The sequence below is a fragment of the Streptosporangium sp. NPDC048886 genome (genome assembly GCF_055586905.1).
In genome coordinates this window covers 119,090-143,192 of sequence record NZ_JBVJHH010000022.1, presented here as the reverse complement: position 1 = coordinate 143,192, position 24,103 = coordinate 119,090, and the positions used below count along the sequence as shown (strand labels likewise).

General features: G+C 70.1%; 23 protein-coding genes and 1 pseudogene. 9 read left to right on the top strand and 15 right to left on the bottom strand.

Features of this window, described 5'->3' with window-relative positions; genetic code table 11:
• Positions 1 to 4: 4 nt before the first annotated feature.
• A complete protein-coding gene (locus ACZ6R6_RS27015) occupies positions 5 to 220 on the bottom strand; it encodes a hypothetical protein (RefSeq protein ID WP_470097787.1) in 216 nt (71 codons plus the stop codon).
• 122 nt (positions 221 to 342) lie between these two features.
• On the opposite strand from ACZ6R6_RS27015, the gene ACZ6R6_RS27010 reads away from it, so the two are divergent.
• Positions 343 to 891: a GNAT family N-acetyltransferase gene (locus tag ACZ6R6_RS27010; RefSeq protein WP_470097785.1), complete on the top strand. Its 549-nt coding sequence runs from the start codon at positions 343 to 345 to the stop codon at positions 889 to 891.
• 78 nt (positions 892 to 969) lie between these two features.
• Here ACZ6R6_RS27010 and ACZ6R6_RS27005 read toward each other — a convergent pair whose 3' ends face one another.
• Positions 970 to 1,179 (bottom strand): 2Fe-2S iron-sulfur cluster-binding protein, encoded by a 210-nt coding sequence (locus ACZ6R6_RS27005; RefSeq protein WP_470097783.1) that lies wholly within the window; start codon positions 1,177 to 1,179, stop codon positions 970 to 972.
• A 40-nt stretch (positions 1,180 to 1,219) separates the two neighbouring features.
• Between ACZ6R6_RS27005 and ACZ6R6_RS27000 the strand changes: the two genes are divergently transcribed.
• Entirely contained in the window at positions 1,220 to 1,354 is a 135-nt protein-coding gene (locus tag ACZ6R6_RS27000; RefSeq protein WP_470097781.1) for a hypothetical protein, read from the top strand.
• A gap of 175 nt (positions 1,355 to 1,529) precedes the next feature.
• Here the strand turns inward: ACZ6R6_RS27000 and ACZ6R6_RS26995 are convergent, their stop codons facing one another.
• Together ACZ6R6_RS26995 and ACZ6R6_RS26990 are read right to left on the bottom strand one after the other, a co-directional pair.
• On the bottom strand, positions 1,530 to 2,594 hold the full coding sequence (locus tag ACZ6R6_RS26995; RefSeq protein WP_470097779.1) for an AraC-like ligand-binding domain-containing protein: 1,065 nt from the start codon (positions 2,592 to 2,594) through the stop codon (positions 1,530 to 1,532).
• Between the two features lie 512 nt (positions 2,595 to 3,106).
• Positions 3,107 to 4,519: an FAD-dependent monooxygenase gene (locus tag ACZ6R6_RS26990; RefSeq protein ID WP_470097777.1), complete on the bottom strand. Its 1,413-nt coding sequence runs from the start codon at positions 4,517 to 4,519 to the stop codon at positions 3,107 to 3,109.
• Positions 4,520 to 4,734: 215 nt separating this feature from the next.
• On the opposite strand from ACZ6R6_RS26990, the gene ACZ6R6_RS26985 reads away from it, so the two are divergent.
• Both ACZ6R6_RS26985 and ACZ6R6_RS26980 read left to right on the top strand, forming a co-directional pair.
• Positions 4,735 to 5,154, top strand: a complete 420-nt coding sequence (locus ACZ6R6_RS26985) for a hypothetical protein (RefSeq protein WP_470097775.1) — start codon at positions 4,735 to 4,737, stop codon at positions 5,152 to 5,154.
• 251 nt (positions 5,155 to 5,405) lie between these two features.
• Positions 5,406 to 5,951 carry a DUF6196 family protein gene (locus ACZ6R6_RS26980; RefSeq protein ID WP_470097773.1) on the top strand — a complete coding sequence of 182 codons (546 nt, stop codon included), beginning with the start codon at positions 5,406 to 5,408 and terminating at the stop codon, positions 5,949 to 5,951.
• A gap of 310 nt (positions 5,952 to 6,261) precedes the next feature.
• Here ACZ6R6_RS26980 and ACZ6R6_RS26975 read toward each other — a convergent pair whose 3' ends face one another.
• Both ACZ6R6_RS26975 and ACZ6R6_RS26970 read right to left on the bottom strand, forming a co-directional pair.
• Positions 6,262 to 7,167 carry a LysR family transcriptional regulator gene (locus tag ACZ6R6_RS26975; protein ID WP_470097772.1) on the bottom strand — a complete coding sequence of 302 codons (906 nt, stop codon included), beginning with the start codon at positions 7,165 to 7,167 and terminating at the stop codon, positions 6,262 to 6,264.
• Positions 7,168 to 7,360: 193 nt separating this feature from the next.
• Positions 7,361 to 8,314, bottom strand: a complete 954-nt coding sequence (locus ACZ6R6_RS26970; protein WP_470097770.1) for an alpha/beta hydrolase — start codon at positions 8,312 to 8,314, stop codon at positions 7,361 to 7,363.
• Positions 8,315 to 8,646: 332 nt separating this feature from the next.
• On the opposite strand from ACZ6R6_RS26970, the gene ACZ6R6_RS26965 reads away from it, so the two are divergent.
• Positions 8,647 to 9,210 carry a class I SAM-dependent methyltransferase gene (locus tag ACZ6R6_RS26965; protein ID WP_470097768.1) on the top strand — a complete coding sequence of 188 codons (564 nt, stop codon included), beginning with the start codon at positions 8,647 to 8,649 and terminating at the stop codon, positions 9,208 to 9,210.
• Between the two features lie 324 nt (positions 9,211 to 9,534).
• Complete coding sequence (locus ACZ6R6_RS26960; protein ID WP_470097766.1) at positions 9,535 to 12,336, top strand: ATP-binding protein; 2,802 nt, start codon at positions 9,535 to 9,537, stop codon at positions 12,334 to 12,336.
• Positions 12,337 to 12,630: 294 nt separating this feature from the next.
• Here the strand turns inward: ACZ6R6_RS26960 and ACZ6R6_RS26955 are convergent, their stop codons facing one another.
• Together ACZ6R6_RS26955 and ACZ6R6_RS26950 are read right to left on the bottom strand one after the other, a co-directional pair.
• Entirely contained in the window at positions 12,631 to 13,380 is a 750-nt protein-coding gene (locus ACZ6R6_RS26955) for a class I SAM-dependent DNA methyltransferase (RefSeq protein ID WP_470097764.1), read from the bottom strand.
• 141 nt (positions 13,381 to 13,521) lie between these two features.
• Positions 13,522 to 14,295 (bottom strand): SDR family NAD(P)-dependent oxidoreductase, encoded by a 774-nt coding sequence (locus ACZ6R6_RS26950; RefSeq protein WP_470097762.1) that lies wholly within the window; start codon positions 14,293 to 14,295, stop codon positions 13,522 to 13,524.
• Between the two features lie 56 nt (positions 14,296 to 14,351).
• On the opposite strand from ACZ6R6_RS26950, the gene ACZ6R6_RS26945 reads away from it, so the two are divergent.
• Positions 14,352 to 15,326 carry an ArsR/SmtB family transcription factor gene (locus ACZ6R6_RS26945; RefSeq protein WP_470097760.1) on the top strand — a complete coding sequence of 325 codons (975 nt, stop codon included), beginning with the start codon at positions 14,352 to 14,354 and terminating at the stop codon, positions 15,324 to 15,326.
• A 138-nt stretch (positions 15,327 to 15,464) separates the two neighbouring features.
• Here the strand turns inward: ACZ6R6_RS26945 and ACZ6R6_RS26940 are convergent, their stop codons facing one another.
• On the bottom strand, positions 15,465 to 16,436 hold the full coding sequence (locus tag ACZ6R6_RS26940) for a GlxA family transcriptional regulator (RefSeq protein WP_470097758.1): 972 nt from the start codon (positions 16,434 to 16,436) through the stop codon (positions 15,465 to 15,467).
• A gap of 72 nt (positions 16,437 to 16,508) precedes the next feature.
• Here ACZ6R6_RS26940 and ACZ6R6_RS26935 point away from each other — a divergent pair, with 72 nt between their 5' ends.
• Positions 16,509 to 17,714, top strand: a complete 1,206-nt coding sequence (locus tag ACZ6R6_RS26935; RefSeq protein ID WP_470097756.1) for an MFS transporter — start codon at positions 16,509 to 16,511, stop codon at positions 17,712 to 17,714.
• A gap of 443 nt (positions 17,715 to 18,157) precedes the next feature.
• Here the strand turns inward: ACZ6R6_RS26935 and ACZ6R6_RS26930 are convergent, their stop codons facing one another.
• Genes ACZ6R6_RS26930 through ACZ6R6_RS26920 form a run of 3 tightly spaced genes read right to left on the bottom strand, consistent with a single transcriptional unit; the run spans position 18,158 to position 19,894 of the window.
• A complete protein-coding gene (locus ACZ6R6_RS26930) occupies positions 18,158 to 18,841 on the bottom strand; it encodes a DNA alkylation repair protein (RefSeq protein WP_470097833.1) in 684 nt (227 codons plus the stop codon).
• A 13-nt stretch (positions 18,842 to 18,854) separates the two neighbouring features.
• Positions 18,855 to 19,508 (bottom strand): SRPBCC domain-containing protein, encoded by a 654-nt coding sequence (locus ACZ6R6_RS26925; RefSeq protein ID WP_470097754.1) that lies wholly within the window; start codon positions 19,506 to 19,508, stop codon positions 18,855 to 18,857.
• Positions 19,505 to 19,894, bottom strand: coding sequence for an ArsR/SmtB family transcription factor (locus tag ACZ6R6_RS26920; RefSeq protein ID WP_470097752.1), 390 nt, complete (start codon positions 19,892 to 19,894; stop codon positions 19,505 to 19,507). The genes ACZ6R6_RS26925 and ACZ6R6_RS26920 overlap by 4 nt, the downstream gene beginning before the upstream one ends.
• Positions 19,895 to 20,111: 217 nt before the next feature.
• On the opposite strand from ACZ6R6_RS26920, the gene ACZ6R6_RS26915 reads away from it, so the two are divergent.
• Positions 20,112 to 20,678: a hypothetical protein gene (locus tag ACZ6R6_RS26915; protein ID WP_470097750.1), complete on the top strand. Its 567-nt coding sequence runs from the start codon at positions 20,112 to 20,114 to the stop codon at positions 20,676 to 20,678.
• Between the two features lie 135 nt (positions 20,679 to 20,813).
• On the opposite strand, the gene ACZ6R6_RS26910 is transcribed toward ACZ6R6_RS26915, so the two are convergent.
• The 3 genes and pseudogenes from ACZ6R6_RS26910 to ltrA all read right to left on the bottom strand — a co-directional run bounded on the left by ACZ6R6_RS26910 (position 20,814) and on the right by ltrA (position 23,957).
• Positions 20,814 to 21,881 carry an LLM class flavin-dependent oxidoreductase gene (locus tag ACZ6R6_RS26910; RefSeq protein ID WP_470097748.1) on the bottom strand — a complete coding sequence of 356 codons (1,068 nt, stop codon included), beginning with the start codon at positions 21,879 to 21,881 and terminating at the stop codon, positions 20,814 to 20,816.
• A gap of 114 nt (positions 21,882 to 21,995) precedes the next feature.
• Positions 21,996 to 22,448: pseudogene (locus ACZ6R6_RS26905) on the bottom strand (IS30 family transposase); the annotation flags it as partial.
• Positions 22,449 to 22,562: 114 nt separating this feature from the next.
• Complete coding sequence (gene ltrA, locus ACZ6R6_RS26900) at positions 22,563 to 23,957, bottom strand: group II intron reverse transcriptase/maturase (protein ID WP_470097746.1); 1,395 nt, start codon at positions 23,955 to 23,957, stop codon at positions 22,563 to 22,565.
• Positions 23,958 to 24,103: the final 146 nt, after the last annotated feature.

The following is a 24,103-nucleotide window of genomic DNA, read 5'->3' as shown; positions in this document are numbered from 1 at the left end:
GTGGTCACAGCCACTCGTTGATACAGGCGATGTGCAGGGTCGCCTCGTAGCGGACGGCGAGCTTGTCGTACCCGGTCGCGACGGCCCGGTTGCGCTTGAGTCGGTTGATCGCGCACTCCACGGCATGGCGTTCGCGGTAGCCGGTGCTGTCGAACTTGGGTGGCCGGCCGCCCCGCGGACCGCGGTTGAGCCGGTGGGCTTCTTCTCCGGGATCGTGCACTTGATGCCGCGCCTGCGCAGGTAGGCGCGGTTGGCGCACGAGGAGTAGGCCTTGTCCGCCCGGACCCGCTCCGGCCGGGTAGGCGGACGGCCTCTGCTCCCAACGGGGCCTAACGTTGGTCCATGTCCGAAATGCCATCACGGGTCGAACTGTGCCCGCTCACCCTCTCCGACCAGGACGAGTTCTGCTCGCTCGTGCGGGCCAGCACGGAGCTGCACCTGCCATGGATGCAGCTGCCCGCGACCGCGGAGGAGTTCCGGGTCTGGATGCGCCGCTTCGACGACGGCACCAACCTGGGCCTTCTGATCCGTGTCCGGGAGACCGGCGCAGCCGCCGGCATGGTCAACATCAACTCGATCATCCGGGGCCGCTACCAGGGCGCGTCCCTCGGCTACGCGGCCTTCGCCCCGTCCGCGGGGCAGGGTTACATGACCGACGGGCTCACCGTCACCCTGCAGCACGCCTTCACCGACCTGCGGCTCCACCGGCTGGAGGCCAACATTCAGCCGGCGAACAGGGCATCCCTGGCCCTGGCCCGGCGCCTGGGCTTCCGTTACGAAGGGCTGTCGCCCGCCTACCTCTACATCGACGGGGCCTGGCGCGACCATGAACGCTGGTCCGTCACCGCACCAAACCCCTGGAAACCCGATCCCTCCCTTCCAGAGGTATGAGCCACACGGCGCCGCTTGAGCCACACGTCCTATGCCCCCCGAGCCACGGCCCGGGGGTGCGTCCCGCACACACATGCCTCACATGTTCTCGGCGCCGGCTCTGATGGCTTCGCGGATACGGAAGTAGGTGCCGCAGCGGCAGATGTTGCGCAGGCCGTCGAGGTCGGCGTCGGTGATTTCGCGGCCTTCGGTGGCGACGCGGCGGACCAGCGCCACGGCGGCCATGATCTGGCCGCGCCGGCAGTAGCCACACTGGGCGACGTCGTGGTCGAGCCATGCCTGCTGCATGGGGTGTAGGGCCTCGCCGACCGTGGCCGGAAGCCCTTCGATGGTGGTGACTCCGTCGGAGAGCGAGGAGCTGTTCTCGCGACGGCTGCTCGGCTACGCCATGGCCGAACACCACGATGCCGCACTGACCGCCGCTTCGCCGCAGGGTCCCGCCTGCAAGGCTGTCCATGGATGAGCAGAGCGCCGCCGCCGTGACCGCTCTGGGGCACGGCGCGCTCTACGGCACCACCGGCAACGGGCACTGGTGCCGGCGGCCCGCCCCCAAGCTGGCCGGCAGACCGCTCCCGGCGTCGCCCCCGGGGCCGTCACCGCCTACGGCGGGCTGGTCGAGGAATCCGGCGACGGCCGGCTCATACACCTGGCGACCGGATAGATCGCCCTTCCCCGTCCTCGTCTTCGGCGAGCGCCTGCCGGCGATGGTCGCGCGGGCTCATGCCGTAGGCGGCGCGGTAGGCGCGGCTGAACTCCGCGGCGGTCCTGAACCCCCACCGGAGGCCGATCTCGCCGATTGGCTGGTCTCGCAGCCGCGGGTCGGCGAGGTCTGCGCGGCAGCGTTCCAGCCGACGCCGCCGGATCGTGGCGCTCACGGTCTCCGGCTGCCGCTGAAACAGCACGTGCAGGGTCCGTACGGAGATGTGGTGGTGCGCGGCGATGCCGGCCGGCCCCAGTTCGGGGTCGCCGAGACGGTGGTCGATGAAGGCGTCGATGCGCGCGGCCAGTGCCCGATGACGGCTCTCGGCCGGCAGTTGGCGGCCGGCACCGAGGCGGCCGGCGAGGAACGCGGCAGCCAGGTCGAGACTGATCGTGCCCAGCCGGGACAGCTCGGCCGGATCGCAGCCGGCGGCGTGCTCGCGCAGGCCGGTCAGATAGCGGGCCAGCATCGCCCCCGCGCCGGTCCGCGCCGAGAGCTTGCGCGCCAGCAGCCGCTCCACCTGGCCGCGGGGGAGCGGCAGTGCGTCCCGCGGCATGAACAGGAACGTCACCCGGGTGAGCCGGCCGAGGTCGACGAAGTCGGTGGCGAAGGGGTGGGAGGTGTCGAACAGCGCGATGTCGCCGGCCTCCAGGTAGGAGTCGTTGCGCCGCTGCTCCAGCCGTACCGGACTGCCGTGGACGAGGAAGAGCTGGTAGCTGTCGGGGTCGTGCCGCCTGATGTGGGCCGGCGTGCGCCGGGCCGTCATCGGCGACACCGTGAACTCGGCCACCCGCACGCCCGCAAGGTCGACGGAGCACGCCCGGCCGTGGAAGTCGTCAGCGTGCTCGGTGGACAGCGACGTGGGCACGATCTCGTGCCCGGACATGTGCGCCCACCACTCCAGGCGAGCCCTCCTCGGCACGAGGTCGGTGGACACGGAGACCACGGGGCCCGGTTCGGCCGTGCGGTGGATCCAGGAGGTCCCGTACGAGTGGTCGCACACTGCATCTACGCTCTGAGGCACCGTCCAAGGGTCCACAGGGCCGGTCCCGGCCGCAAGACCGACGGCACCCTCGACCACCCCGCACACCTCTCACGACGGCGCCGCGCTCCGGCGGCCGAGCGTACGAGCTCGGCAGCGCGTCCAGGAGAATCTGGCCCTGCCGCGCAGGACGCGGGCGTCTGTTCGGCGACCGCCGCCGAGCCGTACCCGCGCCGCGATGACCATCCCTCGCCGTTGTGCGCGCTCGGCGTCGTCCGGGCCGCCTCGCTCGTCGACTCGGCCGTCATGGAGGCCATCACCCTGGATGTCGGCGACAACTGGCGGTGGAACACCGCCTGGGGTTGGGACCTCCCCGTCATGGCCATGGCCGCCACCCGTCCGGGCCGCCCTGACCTGGCCGTCGACACCCTGCTCATGGAGACGCCCAGGAACCGTTTCCTGACCGTCCGCGGTCCGGGTCTGCCCGCCGGTGTCACTGACCTTCACGCCCCCGCTTCTCGCTGTGGTTGGTTTCAGGGGTTTCCTGTCGGTGATCCAGCCCACCGGGACAGGGCGTCGGTCAAGGAGGTGGCCTCTGATCCCGTCCAGCCGACGTGGCCGTCAGGGCGTACCAGTACGGCCTCGGCGCCCAGCTCGCGTGCGGTCACCCTGTAGCCGACCCGTGCCGACCACGGGGCGACGGCCGCACGCAGGCGGTCCGTGGCGGCGAGCACCACGGCTCGGCCGTCGCGCAGATCGAGGCCCGGCAGATGCCGCCCGAGCAGGGGGTGCGGCTCTCCCGGGAGGGGATAGCGGATGTCCAGCCCGGAGATCATGCCGGCGACCACCTTGTTGGCTTCCGGCACCGTCAGCAGTTCCTCGACGATGGCGCGCAGGGCCAGGTTCTCCTCCTCGGGCACCAGCAGGACGGCCTGGGCGCGGGTGTTGGCCAGCACTCGCGCGGCCACGGGGTGCCGCTCGGTGTGGTAGGTGTCCAGCAGCTCGTCCGAGGCCTGACCTTTGAGTTCGGCGGCCAGCTTCCAGCCCAGGTTGAAGGCGTCCTGCAAGCCGAGGTTGAGCCCCTGGCCGCCCATCGGTGAGTGGATGTGCGCGGCGTCTCCGGCGAGCAGCACCCTGCCGTGCCGGTAGTGCGTGACCTGTCGCGAGGCGTCGGTGAAACGGGAGGCCCAGCGGATCTCGCCGAGCCTCACCTCCGGTCCGAATGCGCCGGCCAGTGCCCTGCTCACCTCACCGGGCGTGATCGGTGCGTCCCTGGGCAGTTCATGCTGCTCGGGGCCGTAGAAGAGAAAGCGGTGCACGCCGTCGCCGAGCGGTGCCAGGTAGCCCTTGCCGGTGGCGGAGGGAGTCATGACCGGCAGGCTCCACGACGTGGGGGCCGGCCCGGTGAGGATGAGGTCCGCGACCGCCATCTTCAACCGGCCCTCCAGCCCGGGGAAGCCGGCTCCCAGCAGTTCGCGCACCGTGCTCCGTCCGCCGTCGCAGCCGACGAGGTAGCGGCCGTGCAGCCGTGCCGGACCGGCGGTGGCGGTGACGCCACGGTCGTCTTGGGTGAGCGCGGTCAGTCCGTGCCCGCGCAGCATCTTGATGCCCAGCTCCGCCACCCGGGCTTCGAGGAGCTCTTCGACACGCGCCTGCGGGATGCCGATCATGTATGGGTGGGCAGTGTCCCAGGCGCTGAAATCCAGCCGGAGCCCGGCGAAGTGCCCGCCGGGCACCTGCTGGATGGCCCGATCGGTGAGCGGGCCCAGCAGGCCACGCGCCTCGAACACCTCGGCCGTGCGGGGTTGCAGGCCGAGCGCTTTGGACTGGCCGCCACGAGCGGGCAACCGCTCCACCACGACCGCGGACACCCCTGCCAGGCCGAGCTCGGCGGCGAGCATGAGGCCGGTGGGGCCGGCCCCGACAATGATCACATCGACGTTCATGCCGGGATGGTAAAGCTCATGTCGGTTACCGAGAGGATAGCTACATGGCCCGGCCGTTGGCCGGGGTACGCGCCGGCCCGCTGGACGGCCTGCGCCCATCGCCAACAATCCTGCGCTCTGCGCTGACGACACGGGGCATCCGGCGTCGCAGGATTGCCTGCGCGTCACCTCATGAACAACTGTCACGTATGGCGTCTCACATGGAGATGAAGATCATGGGTCTCAGAAGGATGACGGTCGGCGCGGCCGTTGCGGCCGCGCTCGGCACCTCGGTGGTCCTCACCGCCACCACCGCCACGGCTTCCCGCCAGACGGTCGAAACGCCCGCCACGGTCTGCGGCCCGGGTTACACGGTCGAGCGCCAGGCCCCGTTCACCGGGGGCGTCGCCTACCTGCTCTACAACTCCAGCAAGCAGAACGCCTGCGCGGTGACGTTCAAGACCAAGGATGTGGGCGCGCGCACCTTGGTCTGGTCCGCGGTGGATGTCAAGGGGGCGGGTGTGGTGAAGAACGAGGAGATCACGCCCCTGCACACCGTGCCCGTCTACCATGCCGCACCGGCCAACTCCTGGGTGAAGTTCTCCGGCGGCACCAGGAGCGCCGACTCCGGCGGCGGGTACGAGCAGCTCAAGTGACAGCTCCGTCCCTGGACGCTCGGCGTCCGGGGACGCCCGTTGCGATCGCCCTCACTCCGCCGGTCCGCCACCGTCTGCATCGCCAGGCCACGCTGGAGCTCGTCCACGCCCACAACACCACCTCCGCAGACGCGGACCCCGACGACCATGCCGACGCAGCGGGCCAGGGACGGTGACGACCGGGCGTGAGGCCCGGAACCCGGATCGAGCCGGACGAGAGACGACACCAGTGTTACCGTTATAGTGGTTACATGGTGAGCGTCAGCACGGAGACTCCCGACCAGACCGAACGGCGTCTCCGGCGAGTGATCGCACAGTCCGAGTTCGTCGTGCACGACGGGACATGGTGCTTCGAGGAATCGTCCGAGCCCCCCGTCCTGACGCCGGAGGTCCTCGCGGTGGTCAGGGACGAGCAGGTGTGGAGCAGTCTGGTGCCGCTGAGGGAGGACCTGGCCGAGGGCGAGCACTTCGGAGTGTTCTCCTTCCACTTCCCCGGCGGCGCCGACAACAGCGGTTTCGTCGGCTGGCTCGCCACCCGCCTCAAGCGAGAGCTCGGCACCGGCGTCTTCGTCGTCTGCGGGAGCAACGCCGCCCGGGGCGGCGTCTTCGACCACTGGGGCTGCCCGGCGGAGCTGCTGCCCCAGGCGGTGAGGGTCATCGGCGATCTGCGATCCGGGACGTCGGCAACGAAGCCGTCGCCAGATGCACGCGATCGTGTTTTCGCAGGTCGGGAGGTTGAGCTGGCGGGACTGAACAGCGATTCTGTCCGGTATGGAAATCCGGCTCCAACACTGTGACCTGCGCGACCGTCCGGGGCGGACGGAGTGTCGGCGGACGGGCGGCGTACTGTCCGCTTTATGGGGTTTTTGAGGCGGTTGTGCAGTCCCGTCGCGTGATCATATAGGCCCGATTCGCCTCACGTGCCCGCGCGTAGGACCCCTCTCGGAACGCTCGAAACTCCCCGGACGCCTCCGCCCGCCGCCCTACGCTGGGTGCTCATGGATCTCCCCCTGGTCGGCGTGCTTACCGTCGCCATCCGCGGGACCTGTCCGGCCTGGTTGGTGGTATGTCGGTCCCGTTGCAGGCGGCGGCGCATGTGAGCGGATCTCAGATGGCGTTGTGCAGGCCGGCCGCCGCGTCCCGGAGGGCGGTGAGCAGCCCGTCGAGGGCGGGCTGGCCCAGCGAGGTCGCCCGTACGGCCGCGTGGATCGTCCTGACCGGCTCGGGATTGCGTATCTTGCGGACGACGACGGCCGGGTGGCGGTGACCCAGCCCCATCTCGGGGACCAGGCTCAGCCCGAGGCCCGCGGCGACGAAGCCCTGCGCGGTGGGGTAATCCTCGCTCTCCACCACGAAATCGGGGCTGAAGCCGGCCGCGGCGCAGCTGCCCACAACGGCGTCGAGGCAGGGGCCGGGCCGCTCGCTGCGTACCCATGGCTCCTCGGCCAGGTCGGTGAGATCGAGGAACCGCTTGGCCGCCAGCCGGTGGTTCTTCGGCAGGACGGCACGGTAGGGGTCGTCGAGCAGGTGGACGAGGCGGACGCCGTCGTGGCGGTGGTCGCGGGGAGCGACCACGATGGCCAGGTCGGCCCGGCCCTGCGCCACATCGGGGAGCGGGTCGTCCGGGTCGGTCATCTTCAGGTCGATCCGCACCCCCGGATGCCTCGTGCGGAGCCAGGAGAGCGCCGGCGCCATCAGGGGGGCGCCGGCGGTGGCGAAGTAGCGGATCGCCAGCCGTCCGGTACGCCCCGCGCGCAGGTCGGCCAGCGCCGTCTCGGCCTCGGCCAGTTGCCTGCCGATGACCGCCGCGTGCTCGGTGAGCAGCCGCCCGGCCGCCGTGGGCTGCACGCCCCGGCCGACGCGCTCCAGCAGCGCCGTCCCCGCCTCCTTCTCCAGCACGGCCACCTGCTGGCTGATCGCCGAAGGCGTGTAGCCGAGATAGGTGGCCGCGGCGGTCACCGAGCCGCTGGTGACCACCGCGCGGAGGATCTGCAGCCGGCGCACGTCAAGCATGTAGGAAAGCTTAAAGCATCCGTAGAACTTTGCACTTGTCCTGTCGAATCGGTGCCGTGCCTCCCGCTGCGCCCGCACCGTTGCCGGCTGGCTCGAGTACGGGCGAGCCCTCGGCCTGGCCGGCCTGTGCCCGGCGCCAAGCCCTCCGGGGTCGCAGCTCGCCGATCACAGTCCCACTGCCACATCAGGGCCGTCACCCGGTGAGGGCCCCTCGGAGGAACTCGAGGATCTCCGTCCGCGCGGCCTTGGCCTGCGGTGCCACGCCCGGCATGCTGAGGAAGGCGTGGCCTGCTTGGGGGTGTTCGGTGAGGCGCGCGGGCGTCCCGGCCGCCTGCAGTCGTTCGGCGTAGCGGCGGCCGTGATCGGCCAGCGGGTCGGCGGTCGGTACCACTACGAGTGCTGGGGGCAGTGCGCTCAGGTCGTCGGCGTACAGCGGTGACAGCGTACGGGGATCGGTTCCCGGTGGAACGGCGAGCCGGTGGAACAGCTGTAGCTGCGGCAGGGTGAGGGTCGGGCTGTCGGCGTACTGGGTGATCGAGGCATGGTCGAGCATCGTCTCGGTCACGTCGACGGCGGGGTTGACCAGCACCTGGGCCCGCAGGCGCAGGCCGGTCCGGCCGGCCCGGATCGCGGCCAGGGCGTTGATCAACGCGCCGCAGCTCTCGCCGAAGACGGCGGTCCGCGCCGGGTCGATGCCCCATTGTGCGGCGTGCTGGATTACGTGCCGGAGCACGTCCCAGCCGTCGTCGACGGCCGCCGGCAGCGGAGTGTCCGGGTCGAGGAGGCGGTGCTCGACCGAGACGACGACCGCGGGCAGTTGGGCGGCGAGGTGGCTGTTGACCCAGTCGCACTGCACCGCCGTGCCCACGAAGCCGCCTCCGTGCACGTGGAGCACGAACGGCAGGGCGTCGCGCCCGCCGTCGTGTCCGGGTGAGGGCCGGTACACCCGGACCGGGAGATCGCGGCCGGGCAGCGCCACCTGTTGCCACTGGATCGCGGCGCCGGGATCCGGATCCCCGGTGATCGCCCGCACCGCGCTGGACGCCCGAAAGCGGTTCTCCGCGTCGCGGTAGGCGACCAGTTCCGCAGTTGTCATCGTCAACCAGTCCGGCGCCGGCGGCCGCTTCGTGGCAGTGACCTCACTCAATGTCTTCTCCTTGGCCCAGTTGGTTTCGCTACCGCAGGTTTCGATACCAACGGTAGCGCAAAAAGGTGTCGTGTGGGCATGACTCGAGCGACCACATCCGCCAGACCGCCCGGTCGCCCGCGCTCCGGTGTCAGCGTCGTGGTCTTCGCCGCGACGCTGAGCACGGTCCACGAGCTCGGCTGTACGAGCGTCACCTCGCGGGTCGCCGCCGAGGTGAACAGGTATCGCGCTGATGAGGTCCGGGCGGAAGACCGACTCCTCCCGGTACTCCGGCAGCACGAGCGGGCCGAACACGATCAACAGCAGCATTACCGGGACGCCGAACCGGCTCGTTGTCCTTGGTGCTCGCCGAGCAGGGCCACCGGCCGGTCGGGGTGGATCTGGCCCCACTGATGATCGAGCAGGCCCGGCGCAAGCTCACGGCGGCCGGCTTCGACGCCGCGATGATGGTGGGCGACGCGAGCAACCCGCCCGCGCAGGCCGGGACGTCTTTCGAGGTGATCCTCTCCCGTCACCTGTTGTGGACCCTGCCCGATCCGCGGGAGGCGTTGCGCCGGTGGATCGGCCTGCTGCGTCCCGGCGGGCGTTTGATCCTCATCGAGGGGCGCTGGGCGACGGCCGAACCGGGTGAGGCCCAGTCCTATGAGGTGGGGTCGGAGCCGATGCCGTGGATGGGCGGGGTCGAGGCGGAGCGTCTCCTGGCGGCGCTGCGGCCGTTGGTCGAGACCGCCCGCGTCGAGCCGCTGCCTGATCCCACCCTGTGGGGGCGGACCATTCAGGACGAGAGATATGCCGTCGTCGCGGCTGTTGGGTTTCCGGAAGCTGCCGGGGAGGATCGGGGACGCTGTGGTGCCGCGTTTCCGGGAGTCGTTCCCGCGGTCTGCTTCCGGAATTGAGCAATCCCGGAAGCAGACGTGCGCGCCGGCGTGTCGCCTGAGGGCTTCCCCCTCCTGTTCCATCGACTTTCGTCGATTGATGACGAGTGAGGAGAAGGGGGCACTCCCAGCAGGAGTGCGATCTGGTCGATGTGCCGGGTGGCGGGGCCGGTGCCCTTCTTGCTGGAGGTCGCGATCTTGCAGATCGTTCCGTCCGGGGCGCCGATGACGCCGCCGTAGCCCCAAAACCCCGGTGACCACGGATGCGGCCACGGATCGACGGCACGGATCTCGCATGGTGGCCACTGTGGACGGGGTTCGGAGAGGATGCGGCAAACTGGGGCAGTGGTGACAGGAGTGGAGATCTCGCCTCGGGAAGCCGGGGTGCTCGAACTGGTCGGAGCCCATCTCAGCAACGCCGAGATCGCGGCACAGCTGTGCATCTCGGTGCGCACCGTGGAGAGTCACGTCTCCTCGCTGCTGCGCAAGCTGGAGGTGCCGGATCGGCGGGCGCTCGCCCAGCGCGCGCCCGAGCCGGTCGGCGCCGGCCCGTCGTATCCGGCGCAGGTTCTGCCGGCCCCGCTGACCTCGTTCATCGGCCGGGTGAGCGAGCGGGCCGAGCTGACCGAGATGATCAAGGCGCACCGTCAGGTGACCGCGGTCGGTCCCGGTGGAGTGGGCAAGACCCGGCTCGCGTTGGCGGTGGCCGCGGAGGCGGTCGGCGAGTACTCCGACGGGGTGTGGTTCGTCGACCTGGTCCCGGTCATCGATCCGGGCATGGTCGCGGCCGCGGTCGCCGGCGCGCTGGGCCTGGGCGAGCAGCCCGGCCGTGGGATGACCGAGTCGGTGATCGCCGCGCTGGCCGACCGCCATGTGCTGCTGGTGCTGGACAACTGCGAGCACCTGGTGGACGAGGTGGCGCTGTTTGTCGAGCGGCTGCTGGCGGCGTGCCCTCGGGTGACGGTGCTGGCGACCAGTCGGGCCCGGCTGATGGTGCCGTTCGAACGGGTGTATCCGCTCCCGCCGCTGTCGCTGCCCGTTGACGGTGAGTCGGACGCGGTCGCGTTGTTCATGGAGCGGGCGGCGGCGGTCGGCCGGCCGCTGGATCCTCCACTGCGCGACCAAGTGGCCTCGATCTGCGAGCGGCTGGATGGGATGCCGCTGGCGATCGAACTGGCCGCCGCCCGGTATCCCACGCTCGGGCTGGACGGCATCACCGCAGCCCTGTCCCACCCGCTCCGGATGCTGACCGGCGGCTCCCGTGCCGACGACCGGCACCGCTCGGTGCGGGGGGCGCTGGACTGGAGCCATGCTCTGCTGGAGCCGGCCGACCGGGCGCTGCTGCGCCGGGTGTCGGTGTTCGTGGCGCCGTTCACCGCTACGGCGGCGGCGGAGGTAGCCGGGGCCGAGGAAGGCATTGTCGTCGAGGGACTGGCCCGGCTGGCCGAACAGAGCCTGCTGGTGGTGACGGCGTCCGCGGGGGGGACCGAGTACCGGGCGTTGGAGACCATCCGCCAGTACGGGACCGAGCGGCTGGCCGAGGCCGGTGAGCTGGTCGACGTTCGATCCCGCCACGTTCGCTGGTGCCTGGCCAAGGCCGCCGAGCTGGCGGTGGCACGGGCGGACTGGCGGGCCCGGTTCGACGCGGTGGCCGACGATCTGCGCGCCGCCCTGGCGTGGGCGGCCGACCGGCCGGAACAGCGCACGGACGCGTACCGCCTCGCCCGGTGCCTGGCGGAGCTGACCTTCACCCGCAACCTCATCAGCGAGTCCCAGCAACGCTACGAGCAGGCGGCCGCGCTCGCCGACGACGCGGCCGACAGCGCGTCGATGCTCCGGCACGCCGCGGCCGTGGCCGGATGCCGGATGAGTGGTGATGACATGTACCGCTTCCACCGCGCGGCCGCGGACGCCGCCCGCCGAGCCGGCGACACCGCCGGCGCCGCCCGTGACCTGGCGACCACCGCTACCACCGCCTACCGGTTCTCCAGCAAGTTCGTACGGAAGCTGCCACAGGAAGAGGCGATCACGCTCATCACCCAGGCGCGGGAGCTGGCCGGCGACGACCCGGCCGCCCAGGCAGCGGTGGCGCTGGCCGAGGCCGGGTGGGCGCTCACCGACGCGATCGGTGCCGCGCAGGGCCTGGACGACGACGCGGTCCCGGTGACGATCGCGCGTGCCGAACGAGCGGTCGAACTCGCTCACCGCACGGGTGACCCGCTCACCGAGTCAGCCGCGCTCGATACGCTCACCGGCGCCCGGAGCTGGGCCGGTGACACGTTCGCCGCCGCCGACACGGCCCGGCGCCGGATCACGCTGCTCTCGTCCACACGGGACACCCCGGCCGGTACCCACGAGCTGATCGAGGCGCTTGCCGAGGCCGCCGAGGCCAGCCTCGGCACCGGCGACCTGCCGGGTGCCCGCCGGTGGGCACGGCAACTCGCGGATCATCCCTTGCTGGCGGAAGTCGGCCACCGTGCCACGGGCTGGCTCCTGGTGGCCGACGCGTTGGCGGGCAACATCGACGAGATACTCACCGGCAGCGTCCGGTTCCTCGACGCGTGGCAGCGGGCCGGCAGCCCCGCCAGGTCCATCCTCGGTCCGCCGGCGGCCGCAGTGGCGACGATCCACGGCCTACGCGAGGACCAGGACGCCTGGCGCGAATGGAGCGCGGTGCTGAATCAGCTCGACCCCTCACCGGGGAACACCTACGGCTACGGGGCGGTCTTCGACGCGATGCTTCTGCTCCACCGTGGGCAGGCACCGGAGGCGCTGGAGCGGATGGCGCCCGAGCCCGGCGAGGTGTGGAAATGGGTCACCTGGATCTGGCTTCACTGGTATGTGGCGCTGCGCGCCGAAGCCGCCGTGCTCGCCGGGAGCCCCGACGCTCGCGACCGTCTGGCCGAGGCTCGGACCGTCGTGGCCGGCAACCCGGTCGCCGGTGCCATTGTGAAGCGAGCCGAAGCCCTGCTCGACAACGACCGGGAGGCGCTGCTCGCCACAGCCGACGCCTTTGACGCCGCCGGCTGCCGGTACCAGTCGGCGCGGACCATGGTGCTCGCCGGCGGCGACCATGCCGAGCGCGGCGCGGCCGCGTTCGCCGACCTCGGCCTCGCCCCGCCGGGCCCGCCCCCGCCTGGCTGCTGAACCGGTCCGGGGGCAGCGGCGGATCGGCGGCCGCGGCCGGCTCTCCACCGCCGGACACCGCATCCGCGTCGGTATCGGCCACGCCGGAGCGACCGTGACCGTCGAAGCCGCAGCCCGAAGTAGCGCGGGTCGCCGCCGGCGTAGAGGGTCTGGAGGGGACAGCGAAGCGCACACCGTCGGCGGAGGCGGCCGGGCCGCCGCCCCAGGCCCGCACGACATCCGGCTCCTGCCGGATCTGAGGCCTCGGGTCGTCCCGTGTGGCGCGTCGGTGATCTTCCCCCGGGATCGGAGGTATCAGCAGGCTGCGTTCGTCGGCCGTCCGTAGACGCTGATGTGGCGCCAGCTGACGGCCGTGTACGGCTCGCGCTCCCAGCCTCCCCACCGTCCGCGCAGGCGAAGGCCCGCGATACGGGCCATGAGGTCGAACTCGGGTGGATGGGCCAGGCGGAGCCTGATGGGGCCGAAGAGGATGCCCTCGGTGCTGATGCGAACATGATTCTCGTCGAGAATCTGTGTGACGGGGTCGTAGCGGCAGACGTCCAGGCCGACATGGTCCACGCCGATGTGCTCGGCATCGACGTACTGACGGCCGGGGCGTGCAGGAGCGGTCGGTATCCGGCATTCGATGACGAACACCCCCTCGTCGGTCAGGTGCCGAGCGGCGTTCTCGAAGCAGCGGACCTGGTCGTCCTGGCTGAGGAGATTGCCGATCGTGTTGTACACCAGGTAGACCAGCCCGTAGGTGCGCCCGGTGGTGACGTGGGACATGTCGCCCATGGTGACTTCGATCTTGTCGCCGTCCGGCTTCTCGCGCATCCGGTCCACCATGTCCGGAGACAGCTCGATGCCGTCCACCCGCACGCCGGTTCTCCTCAGTGGCAGAGCGATGCGGCCGGTGCCCACCGCGAGCTCCAGCGCATCACGCCCGCCCGCGAGCCTGGCGAGGAACGCGACCGTCTGCTCCTCATCGCCTCGGGTGTCCTCGGCGTCGTAACGCTTGGACGCCTCGTACCCGAAGCTTGTCCGGGGGGCGAAGCCCTCCATGTCTTCTCCTTCCGTCTGTTGTGCCCGGCTGCATGACGCGGCATCGGTGGAGAACGCCGGCGCCGATCACGGCACGAGCGCCACCAACTCCGGCGGGCATCATCGGGGCCGCGAGCAGCGGCCGCGCCGCCGGCGCACCGCTCAGTCCACCGGTCCGCCGGCGACGTAGAGGACCTGTCCCGAGACGAACCCCGCCTCCGGGCTGACCAGGTAGGAAGCGGTATGCGCGATGTCCTCCGGCTGCCCGACGCGGCCCACGGGAATGGACTGCGCGGCCCGGCGCTGGAACTCCTCGAACTCCAGACCGAGCCGCCGGGCCGAGGCCCTGGTCATGTCGCTCACGACGAAGCCCGGCGCGATGGCGTTGGCGGTGACGCCGTGCCGGCCGAGTTGCAGGGCCAGCGACTTGGTGAAGCCGATCAGCCCCGCCTTCGCGCTGGCGTAGTCGACCCGGGCGGCGTCTCCCACTGCGGAGATGCTCGACATGGTGACGATGCGCCCCCACCCGGCCTCGATCATGTACGGGGCGACGGCGCGGGTGAGAAAGAACGGGCCGCGCAGATTGACTCCCAAGACCATGTCCCACTGCTCGGTGGTCATTTCCACCAGATCGGCGCGCGGGCCGACGCCGGCGTTGTTGACCAGCACCGTCGGCGGCCCCAACTCGGCGACGACCCTCGCGACGGCATCGCTGACCAGGCCGTCGTCGGCGACATCGGCCGCCACCGCCAGAGCCGTCCCGCCCCCGCTCCTGATCGCCTCGACGGTTCCGGCGCAGTCCGCCTCTTCCAGGTCGATGACCGCCACCGCCAGGCCGTCCCGCGCCAGCCGCTTGGCCACCGCGGCGCCGATGCCGCGGGCCGCCCCGGTCACGATCGCTGTCCTGTCGGCAGAGGTAGAGGTCGTATGTGTCACGTGGTGAAGTCCACGCCATCCAAGCCCGGCGGCCAAATGATGTAGCGTATGGCTTAATGATCAGCTTCGGGCTCGGTGTCGAGGACCTCGCGGACACCCGCTTCGCCCTGGCACCCTTGGACGAGACGGTGCTCAGCCTGCGCGTGCTGCGCGAGCCCGGCCTGTACGCCCTGCACATGCCGTGGCGCAGATCCGCGCTCGCCCGCCTCGATCCGCGCGACACCCGCCTGCTGACATCCCTCGTCGGGAGGAGACGGGCCCTGCCCGACTTCCTGACGCCGCCGCCCGCGACCTTCGCCCCCGCGTTCGAGGAACAGCTGTCGATCGCCCGGCGCACGCCTCCCGAGGTCGTCCGCAGGGATCTGCGAGCCGCCCTCGTCCCCGAGCCCGTCCCCGACGACGACGCGGCCATCAGGTTCCGCGACGCGGTCTGCGACGTGCTGCAACGCTACTGGCAGCTGACGATCGAGCCGCTGTGGCCGCAGATACGGCTGGTACTGGAGGCCGACATGACCTACCGGGCGCGCCAGCTGGCCGTGGGCGGCGCGCGCCTGCTGTTCGCCGACATGCACCCGAACCTGCGCTGGCACGACGGGGTGCTGTTCGTCGACCAGATGATCGGCCGCCACCACGTGGCGGTGTCCGGGCGGGGACTGCTGCTCATGCCGTCGGTGTTCGCCCACAAACCCGCCCCACCGGTCCACGCCGAGGAACCGCCGCGCCTGACCTATCCCAGCCGTGGGGTGGCCACCTTGTGGGCTGCGGCGCCGACCCCGGATGCCACCGCCCTGGTGGCGCTGCTCGGCGCGCCCCGAGCCGCGCTGCTCGACCTCCTCGGCGAGCCACTGCCGACGGTGGAACTCGCCCGCCGGCTGAGGGTGACCCCCAGCGCCGTCTCCCAGCATCTACGCGTGCTGTACGCCGCCGGCCTGGTCACCCGGACCCGCGACGGACGGCACGTCCTGTACCGCCGAAGCCACCTCGGCAACCAACTCGCAGCCCCGTCCAGGCCGGCTCCAGGACGCGGGTGAGGGCGTCGAGGTCGGGCAGCAGGTCGCGGGCCGCTTTGAGGAGCTCGGCGGTGACCATGGTGGGGCACCCGCCGGTGCGACCGCGGGCCTTGGCAGCGGCCAGGCCCTCGTGGGGTCCGGCCACACCGCCCGGGACCCTCAGCGGAAGGAGCGGCGGTAGGCGGCCGGGGTGGTGCGCAGGGCGGTGTGGAAGCGGCGGCGGAGGTTGACCGCCGAGGAGAGGCCGACGCGGGTGGCGATGGTCTCGACGGGCAGGTCGGTGTCCTCCAGCAGGGCGCGGGTGGCGGCCAGGCGGCGTTCCAGTAGCCAGCGGGCGGGTGGGACGCCGAGCTGGTCGGCGAACTGGCGGGTGAGGGTGCGGGGGGAGACGCCCGAGTAGGCGGCCATGTCCTCGACGGTGATCTGGTCGGGCAGGCGCGACAGGAGCCATTCGAGCAGGGGGGCCAGGGAGTCTGGCATGGGGCCGGCGGTGGGGAGGGGAGGGTACTGGCGCTGGCAGCCCTCGCGGTGCGGACCGGCGGCGAGCTGGCGGCCGATGCGCATGGCGTGGGCCGCGCCGTACTCCTGGAGAACCTGGTGAAGGCAGAGGTCGAGGGTTGCGGCCGAGGCTCCGGCGGTGGCGACGTCGCCGTGATCGACGTAGATGACGGTGTCGTCGGGGATGACGCGGGGGTGGCGGGCGGCGAGTTCGCCGGAGAGTTCCCAGTGGACGGAGGCGCGGCGGCCGTCCAGGAGGCCCAGGGCGGCGGGGATGAAGATCCCGGCGCAGACGGCGACGATGCGGGCGCCTCGGGCATGGGCTTGGGACACCGCGTGGAGCACGGCAGGCGAGGGGGTGAGGGTCCAGCCCGCGATGACCACGGTGTCGGCGTCGTCGAGGGCTTCGAGGCCGCTGTCCACCTGGATGGGGACGCCGAGGGTGGCGGGGAGGGAGCCGGGGTGTTCGGCGCACAGGCTGAAGCTGTAGTGCTGGGGGATGTCGGGGCCGTGGTAGCCGAAGACGGCTGAGGCGGAGGTGACCGGGTAGAGCTCCTGGTTGGGGGCGACCAGGGCGACCACGCGGTGCGGGCTGGGGGGCGTCGGGGGCGTTTCCGGGCAATCCAGGGGCATGGCGCAAATGTACCCAATGATGTCATCTGGGACACCGGTGCTCTGATCTGGAAAAATCCAGAATTGGGGCTCATGTGGACGAGAAACTTCACCCTCTACTTCGGGGCCCGCACGATCTCGCTGCTCGGTGACGCGATGATGCCCGTCGCCTCGGCACTGGCGATCGGGAAAGTCTATGGGATCGCGGGCGTCGGTTACGTACTCGCGCTCTGGACCGCGTCGGCTGTGCTGGTCATGTTGTTCGGCGGGGTTGTCGCCGACCGGATCGGCGCCCGGCGCTTGATGATCGGCGCGGACATGCTCAGGGTCGTCACCCAGGGGGTCGTGGCTGTCGCCTTCCTGGATGGCGCTCCGCCGTACGCCCTGTTGCTGGTGATGGCGTTCTTGTCGGGCACGGGCGCCGGGATGTTCGAACCGGGCGTCAACGGCATGGTCTCCCTGGTCGCCAAAGATCCGCAGCGGGCCAACGCGACGCTGAAGATCGCCGAGGCGGTCACCCATCTGGCGGGTCCCGCACTGGCTGGAGTCCTCATCGTCGTCGCCGGGCCGGTCTTCGTCTACACGGTGGACGCCGCGACGTTCCTGGTCAGCGGGGTGTGCCTGCTGCTGGTCCGGGTCACCGTACCCAGGCCGGAACCCTCCAACGTGCTGAGCGACCTGCGCAGGGGCTGGGAGGAGTTCAAGGCCAGGAGCTGGATGTGGTCGGTCATCCTGGTCTGGGTGTTCTGGGGCGTTCTGGTGGTCGGGCCGTACGTGCCGCTGTCGTCGCAGGTCATCGGGGCCGACTACGGCTGGGTGATGACGGCGCTCGGCCTCGGCACTGTACTGGGCGGGCTGGTGGCGATCAGGCTCAGGCCGCGCAGGCCGCTGGCGGCCGGGGCGGTGGCGCTGAGCGGGTACGTGGCGGTGCCGCTGACGGTCGCGCTCGGGCTGCCGCTGCCGCTGCTGATGGCCGGCCACCTGCTCGGGGGGTGCGCGTTGGCGTTCTGGTCGGTGATGTGGTCGACCAGCGTGCAGACGCAGGTCGCGCCGGACGTGGTGAACCGGGTCAACGCCTACCAGGTGGCCGGGTCGGTCGCGGGCATGGCAGTCGGGCAGGCGCTGGCCGGTCCGGTCACCGTGCTGGTCGAACCGCGCGCCTTCATGCTGGGGTCGGCCCTGGTGACGGTCGGCGTGGTGGCGGCGCTGCTGTTGATCAAGCCGGTCAGGCGGCTGGGCCGGGAACCTCAGGAGGCCGGAGGCCGGTCGATCCCGGTCTCGGCCGGCTTGTTGACGTAGTCGGTCATCGTCTGCGGGGAGACGAGCGCGGTGATCTCCAGCAGCTGCTGGTCGGTCGGCCCTGCTCGTGGGCGGTGCGTAGTCGCTCGCGGCGCTGTTGCTCAGCAGAGGTCGGATGCATGTGGCAGCGGTTTCGGCGGATGGGCTTCAGGCGTCTGGTCGCATGAGCGGTGATGCCTCGGAGTTATTAATCTACATTGTAAAGGCGTCCGGCTGTTTTCAAGATCATTTAATGTGGACCAAAGACTCCTCACCTACTACCGGGACCCGGGGCGCGCGGAGCCGAATGGGGGAGTCGGTGGTGCGGCGGGGAATGGGCTCAGCTCGCCTACCGGTAGCGGTCAACGGCCGCGGCGCGCAGCGCCGGGGCGGGCACCGAGCGCCGACCGTCCGGCACCAGCCGCTCGACTGTCCCCATGCCCGAGGTGACGAGCCACCGTCGATCAGGCCACCGTGTTGTCGTGCTGTCGGCGCACCATCTCGGCGATCCAGGTGGGCGCGAACGGAGACGTGCAGCCCGGGGACGTCGGGTAGTCCTTGAGTACCTCCAGGCGCTCACCGATGTCGATCGCACGGGGGCGGTGCTCGGCGTGCTCGATCCCGATCTGGGCCAGGCAGTTGTTCATCTCCCACTGCAGTCGGTCCTGGGCGTCCTTCATCTCCGCCTCGATGACGTCGAGCAGTCCTGCGAGGTCGAGGCCCTCGGGTCTCTTCGCCACCCGGTCGGCGGTCAGCGCCCAGCCGGCACCGGCGACCACCGGATCCGGGTCGGCGGACCAGGCCAGGCGCAGCTCTTCGGCGTGCGGGTTCTTCTTCACCACGTAGTTCACCAGCCAGTCGTGCACCTTGGGCGTGCGCGTCTGGCGCAGCATGGCGTCCAGCTCGTCGCGCCCGAACGCCTTCGGGCGGCAGACCAGGATCGCCAGCAGCCGCGCCGCGGTGTCGTCCGTCTCCCAGAGCCGGCGCGCGAGTTCCTGCTGCGTCTTCAGCCGCTTGGCGAGCATGCGCAGTTTGCCGAGGTTCACACCGTGATCGTCACCGTGCTTCTCGTTCACCTCGCGTATCTTCGGGTCCTCGAGTTCGGCCAGGTCGGCCATCACCTCGGCCACCGTCGCCCCGGTCGGCATCGTCTTGGCCACCTCAGTGTCCTGTCTCGTCGTGGGGGGCGTAGTGCTGGGTTGCGAACGCGACCGCCGCGGCGATGTCGTCGTCGCCGGTGCCCCAGGCGGCCTGGATCGCCTCTCCCCAGGCTTGGCTGCTGCGCACCGCGAACTCCTTGACGTCCGGTGCGTTCTCCCAGGTCGCCGGGTCGAGGCCCGCGCCGCGCAGGTGCAGGTCCAGGCCGAGGAGGGCGAGGTCCCAGCCGGTGCCGATGCCGATGGTGCCGCCGGGGCCGTAGGCGCGCAGCATCTCGTCGACGAACTCGGCGGGGGAAGCGTGCTCCAGCTCGAAGACGGTGTCGCCGTCCTCGCCCTTGGAGAGGCGGACCTCGACCTCGGTGGCCATGCCTTCTCCCATGGTCCAGGTCACCTTGAGCAGGTGCGGCTCCTCGCAGCGCAGGATCTCCCCGCCGGCGTTGCCCTCGAGTTGAAAGGTGCCGCCCAGGCGGAGATCACCGCTGACCGGTCCCAGCCACCGGCCGATCCGGTCGGGCTCGGTGCAGGCACTCCAGACGTCCTCGATCGCGGCGTCGTAGGTACGGCGCAGCAGCACCGAGCGTCCCGCACCCGTGCTGAGGGGCTGGTTGCCGATCTCCCGGTGGGCGGCGTTGACCTGGTCGATGACGTCGATCATGTGTCTTCCTTGCTTTTGGTGGGTGGTTTGCCGCCCCCCGACGGCCCGTCTCCGCGCCGTTCACTGCGTTCGCGCCTGCCCCGCGTGAGTTCGGTGCTCAGCGCGTCCAGGCGCTGGTTCCAAAACCGCCGGAAGTGCTCCAGCCAGACGTCGACCTCCTGTAGGGGCTGGGCGTCGACCGCGTAGAGGCGGCGTGTGCCCTCCGCCCGGACGGTCGCGAACCCCGACTCCCGTAGCACGCGGAGGTGCTGTGAGGTGGCCGGCTGGGAGATCCCGAACTCCTCGCGGATGCGGTCGCTCACTGCGCCGGCGGTCTGCTCGCCCTCGGCGAGCAGCTCCAGTATCCGGCGGCGAACGGGGTCGCCGAGTACGTCGAAGGCGTGCACGGATCCATAATTTCAGAAACAACTTATATAAGTCAAATATTAATCTCTGCTGCCGGCCGAGGCTGGGGACGCGGCGGACTCGGTTGCGGGCAAGTGTGGTCGTCGCCAGAGCCCCTGAGCCCGCGCGATCCCGCGGCCCTGCTCGACGAGCCCGGCACCCCGTCGGCAGCACGCCGTCCTCCACCTCCTCCTGGCATCGGCAACCGCCCTTTCCGCCGTGATCACTTTCGATGACGATCAGCCGGGGCGGCCCGCTCGGCAGGTCGACCAGGGTGGCGATCGGGTAGAAACGGCTGCGGTTGCGTGGCGCGCTGCCGGTCAAGCTCTTGAGGAGTTCCTCGGCCACCAGGCGCATGGTGGGCTTGCTGGTGAAGGCCGGCGTGAGCGCGGCGATGCGGCCGCGCGGCCCGCTCCCGGCGCGCGGCTCCTCCAGCACCGCCTGCACCGCGAATGTCTTACCGGTGCCGGCGCAGCCGTGGACGACGCCAGTGGCCAGGTGGTCGATCAGATCGCCGATGATCCGGCGGGCCGGCGCGAACTGGTCGGTCTCCAGCGTGGTGGCACCGGTCAGGTTGGTGAAGTGGGTCGGCAGCAGCTCACTTCTCAGGGTCCGGTGGTGGCGGGGGCGTGCGCCAGCTGGGCAGGCCGAGCAGGTCGGCGCGGGCCTTGCGGGCAATCGATGCGTGCCGGCATGGTGGCCTCCTGTGACCCGCTCATCCACCCGCACCAGACCGTAGCAGTTCAATTACATCCAGTTCGGACGTTTCGCGAATTCCATCCTTGATGCCCCTTCCAGATGAGGCTGGCGGGAGGGACACGTGCTGGCCTGCGGCCCGTCATGTTGATCCGAACGGTTTCGGCTGAAAGTTATTCAAGTCTTGTTGTCGGTGGACCGCGTGCGGACGGCTGGCGGGTCCGCTCAGGTGAGGAGTTTCGCGAGCTGGGCCATCTCGGTGGGTGGGTCGATCACCGGCTGGATGAGCAGTTCGTCGATGCCGGCCTGTTCCAGGGTGGTGATGCGGGCGCGGAGGTCGTTGCGGGTGCCGACCAAGGTGAGGGTGTTCATCAGTGAGGGCAGGACCAGGTCCCGGTCCTCCGGTGCGATGCGTCCGAGGTAGTTGGGGTAGAGCTTGGTGTGCCGGTCGGGTGCGGTGGCGGTGGTGCGGCGCCGGTCGAGGAGTCGCCGCACCGCCTCGCGTTCCTCGGGGCCGAGTTGCTCGGCGAAAGCGCGTGCGTCGGCGGCGGTGTCGGCGGCGAAGACCAGCAGCGACAGGACGATGTGGCCGGTTGCGTCCCTGGCCGCGTCGCCGTGGGGGTCCTCGTCCTCGCCGAGTATGTGCAGCGCGGTTACCACGTAGGAGTCCATGCGGGAGTCGGGGTCGCGTGGCGTGTCGTGAGCGGCGTGGCGGCGGACATCGTGCAGTGCTTGCCAGGCGGTGGGGTCCAGCAGGCCGAAGGAGATCAGGCCGGTGCCGCGGCGACCGGCGACGGCGGCCGCCTTCGGTCCTAGCAGCGCGGCCACGACGAACTCGATCGGGTCGGCCGTGTTCGCGTGCGCCTCAGTGTGCAGGAATCGGACGTCGCGGACTCGGTCACCTTCGTGGTACTCGATCGTGCGTCCGGCACACAGGTCCTGCAGTGCGGCGGTGAAGTTCTCCATCGTGGCTGCCGTGGTCGGCCGCATGCCCAGCGTGCGCCGGGCGGTGTTTCCGGTGCCGACCCCGCAGATGATCCGGCCTGGCGCCAGGGCGTTGAGGCTGGCGAACGCGCTCGCGGCGGCCGGGGCCGAGCGCAGCGCCGGTGAGGTCACGCCGACGCCGAGCCTGATTCGGCTGGTGGCCTTCGCACACAGTCCCAGGGCGACGAAGGGGTCGCCGTGAACCATCGGGGTGTCGTTGAGCCAGAAACTGTGCAGGCCCAACTCCTCAGCCTGTACGGCGAGGTCCTCCACACCGGGGTGTGCGGTGACCACGACGCCTGCACGCATCAAAACCTCCAAGGCGCAAAGAATCGAACGTACCCAGCCTGACACCAGACGGTGGCCATCAACACTTCAGGCGAACAGCAGCGCCACTTCCAGACTCAAAAAACAATGGCGCGCTCAAAGGATCAATGCATCACCGCTGTTCAGGATCTCAGCGTAGATCTCTGTCGGAGTGCGATAGCCATGGATCTTGCGGGGGCGGTTGTTGAGCTCGTTGGCGATGGCATCCAGGTCGTCCTGACTGAAGGCGCGCAGATCTGCCCCTTTGGGCAGGTATTGGCGCAGGAGCCGATTGGTGTTTTCATTGCTGCCCCGCTGCCAGGGGCTGCGCGGTTTGCAGAAGTAGACCGGCATTCCGGTCGCGCTGGTGAAGGCACGATGCTCGGCCATCTCCCGGCCGCGATCCCAGGCCAACGAGCGCCGCAGCCGGACCGGGATGGCCAAGACACTGCGAGTGAGATGGGGCCTGACCTGCTCAGCCTTGATGCCGTCCGGCAACGCGACCAAGGCCGTGTAACGGCTGGTGCGCTCGACCAGTGTGCCGATGGCAGACGGGCGCGTGCCCATGATGTAGGGGTCGGACCGGGACGCGGTTCCGGGATTTCTCCCGGACCGTTTCCCCGGCCCGCCCTCCGCACCGGACGAGCGCGTCTCCGCGCATCCGGCGCTCCACAGGTTCCCGTGTCAGGTGGCGGCCATAGCCGCCACGATGCCCGTCCATGGTGTGGGGATGTTGTTCGCGCGCCATCGGTAGCGAGTGACCTCGACCTGCGTGGTGTCGAACATGACGATCCCCTTCTCTGCCGGGCGGTTGCCTGGCCTGCCGGTCAGGAACTTCCGGTAGAGCTCCTCCCAGGTGATCCCGAGGTATCGTTTGCGTAGCCATGCCGTGACCCGTCGCCAGACGTAGGCGTCAAGGAAATGGAAGGTGGCTTTGGACACTCCGTGCCGGAAGTAAGTGCACCATCCCCGCAACACCGGATTGAGCTGGCGCAACAGGGCTTCGAGCGTCAGGTGCCGTGATCTGTTCGTGAGCACCCGCACCTTCGCCATGATCGAAAGCAGTGCCTTCTTCGATGGGTAGGTATAGACGTGCTTCTTGGTGGTTCCTGCTTTGGTGCGCCGCTGGATGTGGAACCCCAGGAACACGAACCCCTCATCCAGATGGACCACGCGGGTCTTGGACTCCGACAAGCGCAACCCGAGCGGGGCGAGCACGTCGGCGACCTCTTCCCAGAGTGCATCCGCATGGGCTTTGGAACCGCATACCATGATCGCGAAATCATCCGCGTAGCGGATGATCCGGTAGTAGGCACCGCCATCCTTGCGGTGCTTCTCTCGCTGCCATCTGGTGCCGTGATCGTCCTTGGCGCAGAAGTACTCATCCAGCACCGACAACGCGATGTTGGCGAGCAGCGGCGAGGCGATGCCACCTTGAGGCGTGCCGGACGCCGTTCCCTCGACCTGTCCCGCCTCGGACATAATGCCCGCCTTGAGGAAGGACTTGACCAGGGCCAGGACCCGTTTGTCTCCGATTCGCCGCCGCACTCGCTCAAGGATCGCGGTGTGTGACAATTCGTCGAAGCACGCCGTGATGTCGGCCTCGAACACCCAGTGATAGTTCCGGGAGCCGAAGGCGTGGATCTCGGCGATCGCGTCCTGGGCCCGACGCTTCGGGCGGAAGCCGTAGCTAACCGGCTTGAAGTCCGCCTCGAAGATCGGTTCCAGCACCAGCACAAGGGCGGCCTGCACGAGCCTGTCCATCGCGGACGGGATGCCCAGGCGCCTGAACTTCCCCGGCGAGCCGGTCTTGGGGATCATGCGTTCCCGGACCGGCAGCGGAGCGAACGTGCGGGCCTTGAGCTGCTCGCGCGTGTCGTTCAGAAACGCCGTGACGTCGGCCTCGCTGGCGATGAATGCCGGGATGACCCGGTCCACCCCCGGCGAGCGTGCGCCCTTGTTGCCACTCACCCTCTCCCACGCGACCGCGAGGAAGTCCGGGTGATGAATGAGGTTGTACAGATCATCGAACCGACGACCGGGATCTCCGGCCGCCCACTGGTGCAGCTTGGCCTGCATCCGTCGTACCCGTCGCTCCGCCCAGAACGGGTCGGGCCACGGCTCACCGGTATTCACCAGCGTCTCCGTCCCTTGCAGTACGTCGCGTGCATGAACCCGCTGGACCCCTTCGCCATGTGCACGGGCTTTCCCCGACTCGGACTACT